This window comes from Enterobacter sp. ECC_219_Taxon_10, from assembly GCF_058354905.1.
In genome coordinates, this window is record NZ_CM178005.1 from 1,237,465 (window position 1) to 1,251,776 (window position 14,312).

At 49.9% G+C, this 14,312-nt stretch carries 18 protein-coding genes and 6 pseudogenes; 19 read left to right on the forward strand and 5 right to left on the reverse strand.

What is annotated here, in order from left to right; all coding sequences use genetic code 11:
- The 9 genes from AC4ICF_RS05820 to AC4ICF_RS05860 all read left to right on the forward strand — a co-directional run bounded on the left by AC4ICF_RS05820 (position 1) and on the right by AC4ICF_RS05860 (position 8,156).
- Positions 1 to 339 (forward strand): phage tail protein, encoded by a 339-nt coding sequence (locus tag AC4ICF_RS05820; protein ID WP_491466186.1) that lies wholly within the window; start codon positions 1 to 3, stop codon positions 337 to 339.
- Positions 336 to 1,091, forward strand: coding sequence for a phage minor tail protein L (locus AC4ICF_RS05825; protein WP_491466187.1), 756 nt, complete (start codon positions 336 to 338; stop codon positions 1,089 to 1,091). Before AC4ICF_RS05820 ends, AC4ICF_RS05825 begins: the two co-directional genes overlap by 4 nt.
- Position 1,092: 1 nt before the next feature.
- Positions 1,093 to 1,827 carry a C40 family peptidase gene (locus AC4ICF_RS05830; RefSeq protein ID WP_491466188.1) on the forward strand — a complete coding sequence of 245 codons (735 nt, stop codon included), beginning with the start codon at positions 1,093 to 1,095 and terminating at the stop codon, positions 1,825 to 1,827.
- Positions 1,812 to 2,411: a tail assembly protein gene (locus AC4ICF_RS05835; RefSeq protein WP_491466189.1), complete on the forward strand. Its 600-nt coding sequence runs from the start codon at positions 1,812 to 1,814 to the stop codon at positions 2,409 to 2,411. The genes AC4ICF_RS05830 and AC4ICF_RS05835 overlap by 16 nt, the downstream gene beginning before the upstream one ends.
- Positions 2,412 to 2,463: 52 nt before the next feature.
- Positions 2,464 to 5,649, forward strand: a complete 3,186-nt coding sequence (locus tag AC4ICF_RS05840) for a TipJ family phage tail tip protein (protein WP_491466190.1) — start codon at positions 2,464 to 2,466, stop codon at positions 5,647 to 5,649.
- Positions 5,649 to 5,951 carry a hypothetical protein gene (locus AC4ICF_RS05845; protein ID WP_491466191.1) on the forward strand — a complete coding sequence of 101 codons (303 nt, stop codon included), beginning with the start codon at positions 5,649 to 5,651 and terminating at the stop codon, positions 5,949 to 5,951. The genes AC4ICF_RS05840 and AC4ICF_RS05845 overlap by 1 nt, the downstream gene beginning before the upstream one ends.
- Positions 5,951 to 6,628 (forward strand): hypothetical protein, encoded by a 678-nt coding sequence (locus AC4ICF_RS05850; protein WP_491466192.1) that lies wholly within the window; start codon positions 5,951 to 5,953, stop codon positions 6,626 to 6,628. Before AC4ICF_RS05845 ends, AC4ICF_RS05850 begins: the two co-directional genes overlap by 1 nt.
- Positions 6,629 to 6,744: 116 nt before the next feature.
- Complete coding sequence (cor, locus tag AC4ICF_RS05855) at positions 6,745 to 6,972, forward strand: phage exclusion lipoprotein Cor (RefSeq protein ID WP_491466212.1); 228 nt, start codon at positions 6,745 to 6,747, stop codon at positions 6,970 to 6,972.
- Positions 6,973 to 7,028: 56 nt separating this feature from the next.
- Entirely contained in the window at positions 7,029 to 8,156 is a 1,128-nt protein-coding gene (locus tag AC4ICF_RS05860; protein WP_491466193.1) for a tail fiber domain-containing protein, read from the forward strand.
- 369 nt (positions 8,157 to 8,525) lie between these two features.
- Here AC4ICF_RS05860 and AC4ICF_RS05865 read toward each other — a convergent pair whose 3' ends face one another.
- Positions 8,526 to 8,702 carry a helix-turn-helix transcriptional regulator gene (locus tag AC4ICF_RS05865; RefSeq protein ID WP_491466213.1) on the reverse strand — a complete coding sequence of 59 codons (177 nt, stop codon included), beginning with the start codon at positions 8,700 to 8,702 and terminating at the stop codon, positions 8,526 to 8,528.
- A gap of 50 nt (positions 8,703 to 8,752) precedes the next feature.
- Here AC4ICF_RS05865 and xisR point away from each other — a divergent pair, with 50 nt between their 5' ends.
- Positions 8,753 to 9,001 carry an excisionase family protein gene (gene xisR, locus AC4ICF_RS05870; protein WP_491466194.1) on the forward strand — a complete coding sequence of 83 codons (249 nt, stop codon included), beginning with the start codon at positions 8,753 to 8,755 and terminating at the stop codon, positions 8,999 to 9,001.
- A 181-nt stretch (positions 9,002 to 9,182) separates the two neighbouring features.
- Here the strand turns inward: xisR and AC4ICF_RS05875 are convergent.
- A pseudogene (locus tag AC4ICF_RS05875) lies at positions 9,183 to 9,538 on the reverse strand (tyrosine-type recombinase/integrase); the annotation flags it as partial.
- Here AC4ICF_RS05875 and AC4ICF_RS05880 point away from each other — a divergent pair.
- The 3 genes and pseudogenes from AC4ICF_RS05880 to AC4ICF_RS05890 form a co-directional block, all read left to right on the forward strand.
- Positions 9,537 to 9,629 (forward strand): annotated as a pseudogene (locus tag AC4ICF_RS05880) (lysis protein); the annotation flags it as partial. The pseudogenes AC4ICF_RS05875 and AC4ICF_RS05880 overlap by 2 nt on opposite strands.
- Positions 9,607 to 9,948, forward strand: coding sequence for a lysozyme family protein (locus AC4ICF_RS05885; protein WP_407065516.1), 342 nt, complete (start codon positions 9,607 to 9,609; stop codon positions 9,946 to 9,948). The pseudogene AC4ICF_RS05880 and the gene AC4ICF_RS05885, both read left to right, overlap by 23 nt.
- A gap of 25 nt (positions 9,949 to 9,973) precedes the next feature.
- Positions 9,974 to 10,477, forward strand: coding sequence for a hypothetical protein (locus tag AC4ICF_RS05890; RefSeq protein ID WP_316380787.1), 504 nt, complete (start codon positions 9,974 to 9,976; stop codon positions 10,475 to 10,477).
- A gap of 74 nt (positions 10,478 to 10,551) precedes the next feature.
- Here AC4ICF_RS05890 and AC4ICF_RS05895 read toward each other — a convergent pair whose 3' ends face one another.
- The gene (locus AC4ICF_RS05895) at positions 10,552 to 10,782 is read right to left on the reverse strand and encodes a hypothetical protein (protein ID WP_316380785.1); all 231 of its coding nucleotides are present in this window, start codon (positions 10,780 to 10,782) and stop codon (positions 10,552 to 10,554) included.
- Positions 10,783 to 10,859: 77 nt separating this feature from the next.
- Between AC4ICF_RS05895 and AC4ICF_RS05900 the strand changes: the two genes are divergently transcribed.
- Entirely contained in the window at positions 10,860 to 11,063 is a 204-nt protein-coding gene (locus tag AC4ICF_RS05900; protein WP_316380784.1) for a hypothetical protein, read from the forward strand.
- A gap of 12 nt (positions 11,064 to 11,075) precedes the next feature.
- Here the strand turns inward: AC4ICF_RS05900 and AC4ICF_RS05905 are convergent, their stop codons facing one another.
- Entirely contained in the window at positions 11,076 to 11,315 is a 240-nt protein-coding gene (locus AC4ICF_RS05905; protein ID WP_491466195.1) for a DUF6953 family protein, read from the reverse strand.
- A 44-nt stretch (positions 11,316 to 11,359) separates the two neighbouring features.
- On the reverse strand, positions 11,360 to 11,563 hold the full coding sequence (locus AC4ICF_RS05910) for a YodC family protein (protein ID WP_316380783.1): 204 nt from the start codon (positions 11,561 to 11,563) through the stop codon (positions 11,360 to 11,362).
- 26 nt (positions 11,564 to 11,589) lie between these two features.
- Between AC4ICF_RS05910 and AC4ICF_RS05915 the strand changes: the two are divergent.
- The 5 genes and pseudogenes from AC4ICF_RS05915 to AC4ICF_RS05935 form a co-directional block, all read left to right on the forward strand.
- Positions 11,590 to 12,114 (forward strand): annotated as a pseudogene (locus AC4ICF_RS05915) (terminase small subunit).
- 34 nt (positions 12,115 to 12,148) lie between these two features.
- Positions 12,149 to 13,006 (forward strand): annotated as a pseudogene (locus AC4ICF_RS05920) (phage terminase large subunit family protein); the annotation flags it as partial.
- A gap of 18 nt (positions 13,007 to 13,024) precedes the next feature.
- A pseudogene (locus AC4ICF_RS05925) lies at positions 13,025 to 13,405 on the forward strand (phage minor head protein); the annotation flags it as partial.
- A 31-nt stretch (positions 13,406 to 13,436) separates the two neighbouring features.
- Positions 13,437 to 13,757, forward strand: coding sequence for a hypothetical protein (locus AC4ICF_RS05930; protein WP_316380782.1), 321 nt, complete (start codon positions 13,437 to 13,439; stop codon positions 13,755 to 13,757).
- Between the two features lie 59 nt (positions 13,758 to 13,816).
- A pseudogene (locus AC4ICF_RS05935) lies at positions 13,817 to 14,169 on the forward strand (DUF2213 domain-containing protein); the annotation flags it as partial.
- Between the last annotated feature and the right edge of the window lie 143 nt (positions 14,170 to 14,312).

The following is a 14,312-nucleotide window of genomic DNA, read 5'->3' on the forward strand; positions in this document are numbered from 1 at the left end:
ATGGCTATCGAAACCTTCTCCTGGAGCCCCAGAGTTAGCCCGACGCAAACCGTTTCGTTCAGGACAAGAAGCGCTAAGTTTGGGGATGGTTACGAGCAGATTTCTGGCGACGGTATCAATTCTCGCAGCCAACAATGGGAAATGAATTTTGTTGGAACTGAGGAATACATTCAGTCGATAAAAACCTTTCTTGACAGGCATGGAGGTACAAAAGCGTTTCAGTGGAAACCACCGCTTGAGCAGCTTGGCTTATATCGTTGTGCCGAGTATAACCCCACACCGATGGGCGGTGAGAACTACTCCCTTTCCGCAACTTTCCAACAGGCATTCAAACCATGAGTCTCAATGCAGATTATCAGAAGCTTGAGCCCGGCGATGCAGTCAGGCTTTATGAGGTCGATGGAACGGCCTTTGGTACAGGTGAGGTGCTGAGATTTCACAGCTACAACCTGGCCCATACTGAGGCGGAAATTGTCGCAGCAGGGGGAGACGAAAATAATCTCCCGGCTAAATCAATCTGGTGGCAGGGTGAGGAGTATAAAGCCTGGCCCTGTCAGATTGAGGGGATCGAGGCATCTACCAGTGGAAGTAGTGCTCAGCCAAAATTATCGGTGGCCAACCTTGATAGCTCCATTACGGCTCTTTGTCTGGCTTATGACGATATGCTGCAGGCGAAAGTGACCATCCATGACACGCTGAGCAAATATCTTGACGCGATTAACTTTGCCGACGGCAATCCAACAGCTGACCCGACCCAGGAAAAGCTGAAGGTTTTCTACATCGATGCAAAGAGTAGTGAAACCAACGAAGTGGTTGAGTTCACGCTATCCAGCCCGATGGACCTGCAGGGGCAAATGATCCCTACTCGGCAGCTTCATTCCCTGTGTACCTGGTGCATCCGGAACAAGTATCGTACCGGCGATGGCTGCGATTATGCGGGGACCAACTATTTCGACAAAAACAACAACCCTGTCAGCGATCCGTCGCTTGATGAATGCAACGGCACTCTGACGGCCTGCAAACTTAGGTTCGGTGAAAATAACGAGCTCTCGTTTGGTGGGTTCCCTGGCACGTCTTTGATCAGGAGCTGATATGCGGCAGAAAACCATTGATGCCATTATGGCGCATGCTGCAGCTGAATATCCTCTTGAGTGTTGCGGCGTGGTGGCGCAGAAAAGCCGCGTTGAACGTTATTTCCCGTGCCGCAACCTTGCCACGGAGCCGGAGGACAATTTTGTCCTCTGCCCGGAAGATTACGCAGCTGCTGAGGACTGGGGCACGGTGATCGCCATCGCTCACAGTCACCCTGATGCCACGACACAGCCGAGCGAACTGGATAAAGCGCAATGCGACGCAACGCTTTTACCCTGGCATATTGTGAGCTGGCCGGAGGGTGATTTACGCACCATCCAGCCGCGCGGAGAACTGCCGCTGCTGGAGCGTCCGTTTGTGCTTGGCCACTTCGACTGCTGGGGGCTGGTAATGAGCTATTTCCGGCAAACGCATGGTATCGAGCTACACGATTACCGGGTTGATTATCCCTGGTGGGAAAATGATTATTCGGACAATTTCTATCAGGATTGCTGGTACGAATGTGGATTCCGTGAGTTTGATGGGCCGCCGAAACCCGGTGATATGGTGATCATGCAGGTCCAGGCTGATAAGTGGAATCACGCGGGGATTCTGCTTGAGGGTAATATGCTGTTGCACCACCTATACGGGCATCTGAGCCAGCGCGTGCCGTATGGTGGTTACTGGCAAGAACGGACAATGAAAATTGTTCGTTATAAAGATCTAAAGGGAGATGAAGAATGCAGGAAGTTATGAGTCGTATTGAGCTTGGTGGTGTGCTCGGCAAAACCTTCGGCAAAGTTCACCACCGACTAATCTCTCGAGTGAGTGAAGCGGGGGTTGCACTCGCTAAAACCATCCCTGGATTTGAGCAGTTTATGATATCCAGTCAGCGCCGAGGACTCACTTTTTCCGTTTTCGAAGGGAAAAGAAATATTGGTGAGGATGATCTTGGCTTTCCGGTTACCGGCGACGTTATCCGCATTGTTCCAATAATCATTGGCAGTAAAAAAGCGGGTGTACTGCAAACAATCCTTGGCGCAGTTCTGGTCGTTGTCGGGGTTGCGATAGGCTATTTTTCAGCGGGTACATTATCTGCGGCCGGTTATGGTGTCGCACAATTTGGTGCGGCGATGATGGTCGGCGGTGTTGTGCAAATGCTTTCCCCTCAGCCAACCGGATTGGCCAGCAAACAAAGCGCAGATAACCGCGCATCCTACGCGTTCGGCGGAGTTACAAACACTGCAGCTCAGGGCTACCCGGTCCCGCTCCTTTATGGTCGCCGGCGTATAGGCGGAGCGATTATTTCTGCCGGAATTTATGTCGAAGATCAGCAGTAGATAACGAACCTTTTACAGGCCACCTTCGGGTGGCTTTTTTTATGGGCGCAATATGGCTACAGATAAAGTGTTAAAGGGCCGCAAGGGCGGCAGCTCCAGTTCTCGAACTCCTACTGAACAGCCAGATGATCTGCAATCTGTAGCGAAGGCAAAAATCCTCGTTGCGCTTGGGGAAGGGGAGTTTGCGGGGCAGCTAACCGGCAAAGATATCTACCTGGACGGGACGGCGCTGGAGAACTCCGACGGCTCCCAAAACTTCAGCGGCGTGACGTGGGAGTTTCGCGCGGGAACGCAGGCGCAAAAATACATTCAGGGCATTCCCGGAACCGAAAATGAAATCAGCGTGGGTACCGAAGTTTCCAGTGTTACCGCATGGACGCGTACTTTCACTAACACCCAACTATCGGCAGTACGCCTGCGCCTGAAATGGCCGTCTCTGTTTAAACAGGAAGACGATGGGGATTTGGTCGGCTATTCGATTAACTACGCGATTGACCTGCAGACGGACGGCGGAACATGGCAGACAGTACTCAATACCAGCGTGACCGGCAAAACGACGTCTGGTTATGAGCGCAGCCACCGTATCGATTTACCGCAGGCTGGCAGTACCTGGACAATTCGGCTGCGTAAAATTACTGCTGACGCCAACAGCGCGAAGATCGGCGACACGATGACGCTGCAGAGCTTCACCGAGGTGATTGACGCAAAGTTACGCTATCCAAACACCGCGCTGCTGTATATTGAGTTTGATTCAAGCCAGTTTAACGGCTCTATCCCTCAGATCTCATGCGAGCCACGCGGCCGAGTTATCCGAGTCCCTGACAACTACGACCCGGAAACCCGAACCTATAACGGAACATGGACAGGGGCGTTTAAATGGGCCTGGACTGATAACCCCGCCTGGATATTTTACGACCTGGTGGTAACCGACCGGTTCGGCCTTGGTAACCGACTCACCGCAGCTAACATCGATAAATGGACGCTATATCAGGTGGCTCAGTATTGCGATCAGCAGGTACCGGACGGAAAAGGCGGCAGCGGTACCGAACCTCGTTATATCTGCAACGTTTATGTACAGGAACGTAACGATGCCTACACCGTACTACGAGACTTTGCTGCCATATTTCGAGGCATGACCTACTGGGGTGGTGATCAGATTGTAGCCCTGGCTGATATGCCCCGTGATGTGGATTACAGTTATACGCGTTCCAACGTAATTGATGGTCGTTTTACCTATGCCAGCAGCACGACGAAAACGCGCTATACCACGGCTCTTGTGTCCTGGTCCGATCCAGATAACGCCTACGCCGACGCTATGGAGCCGGTATTTGAGCAGGAGCTGGTGGCGCGGTACGGCTTCAATCAGCTGGAAATGACAGCCATCGGCTGTACCAGACAGTCTGAAGCAAACCGAAAAGGCCGCTGGGGCATCCTCACCAACAACAAGGATCGCGTTGTTTCGTTTGATGTCGGGCTGGACGGAAACATTCCGCAGCCGGGCTACATCATCGCCGTGGCAGACGAGTTGCTTTCCGGAAAGGTTATGGGCGGTCGCATCAGCGCCGTTAACGGTCGCGTTATCAAACTTGACCGCGTAGCTGATGCCGCAGTCGGTGATCGACTGATTCTCAATCTTCCGTCAGGAGCGTCACAGAGCAGGACTATCCAGGCGGTGAACGGTGAATCAGTAACTGTGACTACTGCATACAGTGAGGCGCCACAGGCCGAAGCTGTCTGGGTTGTGGAATCTGACGAGCTTTACGCTCAGCAGTACCGCGTTGTCAGCGTAAGCGATAACGATAATGGCACCTTCTCGATCACCGCCGCATGGCACGATCCGGATAAATATGCCCGTATCGATACTGGCGCAATTATCGACCAGCGGCCAATAAGTGTAATTCCTCCTGGTAATCAGTCACCGCCAGCTAACATCGTGATCAGCTCGTTTTCTGTGGTTCAGCAGAATATCAGCGTCGAGACTATGCGCGTGAGCTGGGACCAAGCACAAAATGCTATCGCCTATGAGGGGCAGTGGCGCCGCAACGATGGAAACTGGGTGAACATGCCGCGAAGTTCCACTACGTCATTTGACGTACCGGGGATTTATGCCGGGCGCTACCTGGTGCGCGTGCGTGCAATCAATGCTGCAGAAATTTCCTCAGGATGGGGATATTCAGAAGAGAAGACGCTGACCGGCAAAGTAGGTAATCCGCCTAAGCCAGTAGGATTCACGGCCACGGGCATTAACTGGGGCATTCGTCTTAACTGGGGCTTCCCGGCAAACACCGGTGATACGCTAAAAACGGAAATTCAGTACACAGCCAACAGTGACTTTTCAAATCCACTCTTGCTGTCAGACGTGCCTTATCCTTCCGCTGAATATACCCAACTCGGGCTTAAGGCTGGGCAAGAATTCTGGTACCGGGCGCAGCTGGTCGACAGAACAGGTAACGAATCCGGGTATACCGACTGGGTAAGGGGGATGTCTAATGATAACGCCGATGATTATCTGGGCGATATCGCAGACGATTTCCTAACCTCTGCCGACGGGGAACGCCTCACCGGTGACATCGATACCAACATTGAGGGAATTCTACAGAACGCCCTGGCGAACCACGGAACAGTTGAGCACCAGTGGGCACAATACGGTGAAGTGCGTGCCGATATCCTTGTTGTTAAAACGACCATTGCTGAGGTAGATAAGGCAATGGCCGAAATGTCGACGCAGGTGCAGGCCCAGATCAATGACGTCACGGCTGCACTGGAGGACAAGCTTACCGCAGTGGTCGATGCCTCAGGTGCTTCGGCAATCTACACCCTTAAAACAGGCGTGAGGATAAACGGCATCATGTATAACGCCGGGATGTCGATTGCCGTTCTGGCGCAGGCAGGGCAGCCGATTGTTACCCGAGTAGGTTTCAACGCTAACCAGTTCGTACTGATGAGTGGCAGTGGTGATACCCAGTATTCGCCGTTCGCGGTGGTTAATGGCCAGGTCTTCATCAGCTCAGGGTTTATTCAGGATGGTACGATCACCAACGCCAAAATCGGTAACTTTATCCAGTCCAACAATTATGTCGACGGGCAGTCCGGGTGGAAACTGGATAAAGGAGGTACCTGGGAAAACTACGGCAGCGACGGGGAGGGCGCAAGAAAGACTACGAATGTAACGGACAGCATCAGGGACGCGAACGGCGTTCTCCGCGTACAGATTGGTAAAATTACGGGGGTATTTTGATGACGTGGGGCATTCAGACGTGGGATGCCAATGGCAACCCGAACAATTACGGTATTAAGCCAGTTTCAGTGGTAGGCCGCATCCCGCTTTCTGAGGGGCAAAACTCCGGAAGCTGGTCATTTACCATTCCGGACGGAATGAAGGTCGGGTTTGTCGTTTCTCTGGATAAGGGGGCGGTCTCTGTGGGACGACGTATTGTCGCCAGCGGAAATACGATAACTCTTTCCGCGGCAAGCAGCGTAGGGATTGGAAACTATCCAGCCTCTGAATGTGAGCTCGTAGTTTTTGTGGAGAAAGCATAATGGCAGATTATGGCGCGTTGATTGCTCTGGAAAGCGGAAATCCTTTTATTACCCCACAGTCCACACCATTCTGTCTATACAGAAAGGTAGTAGTTAACTCAGTAGCAAGCGGGGCATATCACGGTGCATCTGCAGCAGTAGCTCTGGACGTGTCTTATCCAGCAATGGTTTTTTGCAAAACAAGTGATACAGCTCAGCCTACAATGGTCACTGCGGCCAGATCAGGAGGAAATATTCTTGTTGGATCGAGCAATCCTTATGGACAGGCACATACATTAACGGCCTACATCTTTGCTATCTACCCGCAGACATTGCCAAAATGGGGATTTGCTATCTGGGATGCTGCCGGGAAGTTGGTTCTGACAAACGAGAGCCGGATATTGAGTGACCTTGTGACTGTTGGGACGCCGGGAGCTACGACAGGTGGAATTAATATTGACGTCACTTTACCTGGGAGTTATGCGGTGGTGCCCGCTATCCTTGGCTCCCAAATCATCCAGAACAATAACACTCAGCCACCCACGATTGTGAATATCACAGCTTACTCAGGATGTCGGTTTAATGGTTCATCAACCAGGATTAATGCCGCGCCATCGTCAACGGCTACCGGTTCTGCTGCGGGGGGAACAACGACTGGAATAGCTCTGACGGCTATCAACACCGCCGCCTATGATTGATCGTTTTAAGCGATCAAATTCACAATATTGATCTGTTATAACTATTTTATATTTTAATACCGTTGAGTTAGTTTTTATTTAATAAAAATTAACCAAGGTTTGAAATGACTAAAATAATGTTAGTGATGGCCTTTTGCCTGTTTCTTTCTGCTTGCTCTGGTTCGACTCTGCAAAAACAGAAACCATTATGCGAGGCAGAAGTGCTTATTGGTGGACAGGTTCAGTCGGTACAGATTTACGGTGTGCGTAAAGTAGCCAGTCAGACACAATATAGAGCAGGCTACCCCTTCAACTGGCGATGGGTGAGCAAAAATAACTTCACCTGGTCGTCATGTTCAAAATGAACAAAACAAGAACCCGCTTCGGCGGGTTTTTTATTATCTGAATTCAGGAGTCTTTTATGTCGGCAGGAACCATCACTTTGACGAACGGGTCCGCCGTTGTCGGCGGTACCGGAACTTCATTCACAGCAGAGCTGTCCGCGGGTGATTTCATTGTTTCGACTGTGGGCGGTGTGTCGTACACGCTGCCGGTGAAATCAGTCGAGAGCAATACCCAACTGACGCTGGTCAGCAACTTCACCGGGCCAACGCAATCCGGTGCGGCTTGGTCAGCCGTCCCCCGCGTGGCGCTCAATATGGTTACGGCCGCGCTGGTTGCACAAAGTGCTGAAGCGCTTCGCGGTCTTAACTACGACAAACAGAACTGGCAGCAGGTTTACAGCGCTGCCGGAAACATCACAGTGAAGCTGCCAGACGGCACTACCTTTACCGGCCCGTCATGGAAATATCTGTCTGATAAACTATCCAGCTTAGGAAACAGCGCCACCAGGAACGTCGGCACAGCGGCGGGAACGGTGGCCGCAGGTGATGATTCTCGTCTGACAACCATAGATGGTAAAACCGGTGGCACGCTTACATCCTCCCTTAACATCACGGGTAACACCGCATCTTTCATAAACCAGGCAGGTTCTCCGTCTACTGGCACATTAGTGCTTGGCGGCTCAATGCGGTCATCTTTCCGGATTGCAAACCAGGAGCGTGCAGCTGCGAGTTTACAGGCGAGATATGTTTGGGGTAATTCAAGTTCATACGCTGAATTAAGCGTTGCTACTTTCACAGCATCCGGGGCGGTAGGGGTTGCAGCGGCCTTCAACTTTGATGGTAATGGTTCGGCAACCGCTCCTGGGGCATGGGTGCCAAACTCAGACGGACGCCTTAAATATGATATCGAGAGAATTCAGGACCCGTTGGGGAAAATGGTTAAGCTACGCGGAGTCACATGGAAGCGTCTCGATGACATAGCTCCTGGTATTGGGTTTATCGCTCAGGAGGTGCAGGAAGTCTTTCCTGAATTCGTTTTCGAAGGTGGTGACCGTACTCTGGAAGATGGTACCGTCGTGGAGAAGGTGTTAAGCCCTGATACCTACGGTGTGGCTGCAGCCCTTCATCATGAAGCGATTCTGGCTTTAATGGACCAAATTAAAGATTTAAAGAAACAGGTCGAAGCGTTGCAGTCTGGAAGCTGAGAAAACCGCCACCCATCGTATGCAAGAACGGGCGGCGGCTGGTTGCCTAGTGTTCATGCCAAGCTACCGAAATGTATTTTACTTCAGTTGACTTTAAGTGTCTCTTTTCTGAATGTGTCTAACTTTCCATTCAGAATATTCCCTAAGTAACCATCTCGAACTTCTTCCAAGCTTTATCGGAGCAGGGAATTCTCCCCGCTTTATTATTGAGTAAAAGTATTTTGCGGTGAACCCCGAATCGTTAGTTATGTATTTGAGGTCAATGAATGAATCTTCAGAAAGGTTAGTACGAGATTTTGGCATCATGCATATATTTCCTTTAGTCGTGGACTTGTTGAAAATGTGCGAAGTTAAAAATTAACTTTACCGCTACTTATTCTCCCTGGATGCTTGAACTTTTTCAGTGATCCATGCTTCCACTTCTGTTGATACCCACCTTACGGAACTACCTATCTTGATAGAGTTTGGGAACTCACCCGCGTTCATCCACTTGTAAACAGTCGTTTTTTTGAACCCAACAGTGCGGCAAACCTCTTTCAGGTCCATCAAATATATGTTCAACTGTCATCCTCCTTGTTAAAAATTGTGTGTAGGATATGGAATATCAAACAGTTCGAATAGAGCCAAATAAATGGGTTACTGAGTCTTTACTGATGGCGATCACAGGCCTCACAAAGAACGCAATCAGATCTGCGCGGGAAAAATCATGGATGGAGGGAAGGGAGTATCGACACTATTCAGGCGATTGTCAGCCTAAGGATAACAGTCCGATAATGTATAACCGATTTGCAGTAGATGCCTGGGTTGAGAGACAAAAAGCTGCCGTTCCACGTCAGCGCAAATGACGTTGGTTGGATAGGATACACTCTACTGAACGTGCGAATGTTTCCGGTATAGCTTTGCTCGTTTTCATTTGGGGGTATTATTGGGGGTATGTATCATTCATTTAACTCATTTTTGTATTTAAAATCATTTTGTTGTATTTTTTGTTTCAATCCTACAGGGGTGCCATTTAAAAACAGGCGTTTACGCCACTTTCAAACCAGCCTGATTTTCTCCTTGTGTCGTATTTGTGTTATGGTTTCCAAAAATGGCATCTATCTTTCGTGCATGTTCGTTTAAATGGTTCGGGGCTAGGTGAGCATAACGACGGATCATTTCGAACGACTCCTAGCCGCCATTTCTTGCAGAACGGACAGCGGTATGCCGGACTGAATTTACCAGCTCGCCCTGGTATGGCGGAGGTCATGAAAACGGAAGTTCTCGATACCTGCTTTTTCCAGTCCTGTACGCCAGGCGGCATTGTCATCCACTCGCATTTTACGGACAGCCGGAGTGACGGTTTTGTCGGGGCGCGTTGATGGCTTCGTGTGAACGAATATCATCATTGCCGTACTGACGAATCTCTATTTCAAAATCCGTGAAGACAACCGCCGCAGCAGGAGCCGAGATGAACCCAACGTTGAGGTTTAAGTTGGTGGGTGCCATTGACGGCGGATCTGGAGCAATCACTGTTGCTGAAATAATGCTGGGCAATGCGGATCGGCTGGAAGGTCGGCGTTATTATGCCTATCAGGATGTGGTCGGTGTATGGGCTGTTTGCGATGACCACATCGGCGCTGACATTCGCCGCGGCGAAGCGACCAGTATCGGCGGCCTGACGATGCTACCGGCCCCAGACTTACTGACTCCTCTGCTCGGGATTATTTCATCCTCAGAGAGTGGAATCTTCACAGTGACGAAACAGGTTGTCTATCTGCAGGAGTACATAACTACACAGTGTATGAGGTAAAATGCCATCTTTATTCGGAGGGCATATGTCAGAACACGAGTTAGCAGTTCAGTCTCTCTATGTAGCACAGTATTCTGCAAGATGGGCGCGATATGCTGTATGGATATATGGAGTTTCTGCAGTAATTGGCTTGGTGGCAGCTATGGCAACATTATGGGCAGTATTAGTTGCAAGAAAAGGGTTGAGTTCATGGAAGGATCAACACATAAGTGTTGCGAAGGCTGAGTGGATTGCTTCTCTGGTAAATTACGCTTCCGGCTTGTCTTCTTTGCCAGATTTAATAGATTGGCGTAATCCTGGTGATGCGAAGCACGTAGAGAGAATTGCTTTTCTTCAATATGAATGTATTAAGTGCTGGAAAGTTCTTCAGGTTCATTTGTCACAAAACCCAGTGTTGGAAAAAGAGTTTCATGAAAGATATAACCTTAAATGGGCAACATTTGGAGTTAACTCCCATAATGCATATATGAGCAGGCAGATGACTAAGGAAGCGTTAAAAAAAATATGCATTGATTTGTATAACACTTGAGATTGTTCATGCCGCCTACGGGCGGTTTTTTATTGCCATCACCATGAACAGACCCATCATAATGGCAATTCTGCTCACTTCTTGCAGAGGATGCGCAAATCCTTGCGATTAAACCCGCCATCTTTTGACAGATCTTGATATCCGTTAGGGCAAACTTCATTTGCTTTTGCATAGCAAACATCCCAACCGGTCGAGGCGCCACATTGGATGTCGTACTCGCTTGAGCCATCAGAGCGTTTGATTTCTTGGGAAGTAGAGCAGCCAACAAGCATGACCGCAAAAGTTAAGGGGAAAAGTGTTTTCATGTTCATCTCCAGGGGAAAGCATGAATATAAACCGCCTGCTCATGATTCGCGAGCCATCGTTATGCCTGGAAGAATAAATGCTGGACATTTACCAAATCACGCTAACCTCCCGGACAGGCGAAACCTTCACGGGCAAGATGTCGCGACGTCAGCCTGAGCTGGTTAACTGCTTTGTGCCGCTGGCGACCGAGACAGGGGAGTGGATATATTTCGCTCCGGCCAATGTGAAGCGCGTGCAATTCACGCCGCTGGTAGGGAGCGTTGAAGAAAAGGGCGAATGAACGCCCTGTGTATTAACCGCGGGCCTCTCGGCCTTCTTCATCCTCAGGGACGCGGTAACGCCAGTATTTTTCAGGTTTAACCCAAACGACATTTTTCCCGCTATCAACTCGAAACTTATTAATCACTTTGGTTGATAGCGCCTGGTTACCGTCAGCATTTTCCTTGATATGCTGCTCGTTGTTATGTTTAACGAGATAGTCGACAACATCTTGTTGGTAAAGACACTTGGATGACTGAAGGTTAAACATCATCCAAGATGACACGTCCGAGACAGATAGCCTTGGTGTGTTTGGGTTTACGGCTTTGGGGATGGGACCATTAACGAAACTTCAGGAAAAACGCCGCTATCAAGTTTCTTCCCTGCGAACCATTGGCATCCGTAAGAAAGTAATTTCTCTCCATATTGAGATGGCAAAATAACATCTTTGATAGTCATATCAGGACCACCGGATTTAAGAGTAACTATATCTCCAGCGGCATATTTAGCTTTGCTGCTCATAAAAACTCCATGAAATGAGATTTCCCATAGCACTCAACGACAAACAAGAAATGTTCTGTCGTGAGTACCTCATCGATTTAAACGCCACTTAAACGGCTATTCGGGCGGGATACAGCGCAAAGACAGCTAACTGCACAGCCTCCGAAAAGCTGTCAAAATCTGACGTTCAGCCCAGAATTGCCGAACTCAAAGCGCAGCGCAATGATCTGGTTGGCATAAATGCGACATACGTCCTGAATCGTCTCGTTGAGATAGAGCATATGGATGTGCTCGACATCCTCAAAGACGATATGAGTCTGAAGCCAGTAAGCGATTGGCCTTCATTCTGGCGGAGATATCTTAGCGGCTGCGATGTGGCTGAGATGTTTGAAAGCCGTGGGGAGGAGCGTGAGATGGTTGGGCTGCTTAAGAAAATTAAGTGGCCGGATAAAGTCAAAAATCTCGAGCTGCTCGGGAAGCGCATAGATGTGATGGCTTTCAAAGAGCAGGCCACTCATGAACATACAGGCAAGAACGGCTAACCTATCGAAATGGCGATGCTGACCAGATAAGAATACAAGACTTCCCGGCGGGAGATGTTGGAGGATGACGACTGCTGAGCAAAAGGGTTACGCCCGAATGATTGAATGTGAAGAGGACGGGCTTTACTACGCTCGTTACTTCTTCAAGCAGCGCACCGGCGGCATGATGATTGTCGCGCCGCACCACAAGGTTATTCAGTAAACACTGGTTCGCGTCATTGATGGTGAGATTTAGCGCCAGATTATCAACGTTCCGCCTGGCTACACGAAAACGGAACTGGCAACCATCGACAAGATGGGGCTTGCGCTTAACTGCCGAGCCCGCTTAATGCACCTGTGGTACTCGCATAACCTTGCGCTGCTGAACTTCTCCACCGCACTCGGAATGATTAAGTCGCAGGCTTATCAGTCAATGTGGCCGATGGCGCTGCGTGATGATGGAGACAGCAAGGCTATGTGGTGGACTGAGCACGGTGGCGGCGTTTATGCGTCGTCAGCTGCCGGACAGGTTACCGGGTCCCGCGCGGGTCACATGGAACCGGGCTGGAAGGGTATGCTGATTATCGATGACCCGGTTAAGCCGGATGACGCTTACTCTGAGAACGTCCGAGACCGCGTCAACAACCGTTTCAACGAGACAATCAAATCACGACTGGCGATCGAGACGACGCCGATGATTGTCATTATGCAGCGGATCCATTACCACGACCTGAGCGGCTATCTTCTGCGGGGCGGGAGTGGTGAGAAATGGCATCACCTGAATCTGCCGGTGATTATCGACAATAGCCAGCCATACGCTGCACATTATCCTGAAAACACCCACGCTATACCGATTGACCATGGTCTTCCTGATGGATGGCTGTGGCCGTTTAAGCATAACGAATCGCATCGCGTATCCCTGTTTTCTCACCGGCGCACCGCCTAAGCTCAGTACATGTAGAACGCGAGGGAAACGGCCAGTGTCATCAGCAAGCGCCTCGATGTGTCGATGTCGAAGACCATCGCTCAGACTGAGCGGGTTGGAGCGCTGCGGCAGGCGCAATGGAACGAAACGGACTGGGCTGCCGACAGGCTGGGGCTGAATACCGGCCTGCTGTGGCTGTCAGCGCTCAAGCCAACAACGCGCAGTTGGCACGCCAGCCGTCAAGGCAAGATCTATACCACCGAAGAGGTGCGTGACTTCTACGCTGAGAAAGGTAACTGGTACAACTGTTACTAAAGTTAGATTCCGGTGCTGCTCAACGACGACGGCAGCATCTTCAATGAAGGAGTGGCAGAAAAGCTGGCAAAGGAAAGAATAGCTTGGAAAACATCAGATTAATAGTATTTTAATATTTTCGAGGAGAGATACTATGAGTCTAAACTTTTTACATTACCCCGTAGGTATTGGATATACCATTTTTCAAAGACCAAGCGGCACGCCAGTGCACATCGAGCAGGCGTATTTGGTGGAAGGTGAAGATAAAGAAATTCAAGATTATCTTAGCTTCCTTAATCAGGTGCTTGGTGAAACTACCCCTGTGACATATGAAGTGATAATGTCTGGCACCTACAAAGTTCCATCACGTGTGAAATTGGTATGGGATATCGATGAATTCATCAAGATGCCGAAAGATGAATTCATTGCTCGCTTCATTAAGCCATACACGAATAATACATGGATCTACAGTTAACGACCTGACCCGCTCCGGCGGGTTTTTTATTTCCTGAAATCCACCAATGAGGACCCAGCATGAAACGCAACCGCGTTAACGTGCTGACCGTCGTCAACTCCGCTTCAAACATCACCACCGAAAGCGTCAACGGCAAGCCACATATCGTGGTTCGCGGAATCACGCCTGTCGTAGATGATATCTTGATGAACCGGAAATTATACCCGGCAGCTGAAATCGAAAAAGCCTACAACACGCTCGAGCGTAACCCGATGCCCCTAGGCCACCCAAAGGTGGATGGCAAGCATGTTTCGGCGCGTGATGTCCAGGCGGTAAACGAGTACCACGTCGGGGCGTGACTGCAGACGTCAGCCACAAAGACGGGAGGGTGACGGGCGACATGTACGATACTCATTGCTACACCGAGTCCACCCAATAGCCGATTCTGCACCGTCTCTGCTTCAGTTACTGTTTTATCAGACAACACGGCAGCCATTTGCTCCGGCGACATAACTACATGTAATCCGTTACTTATACCAATACTCCATTTACTTGATTTGTAGATAATAAAAAATA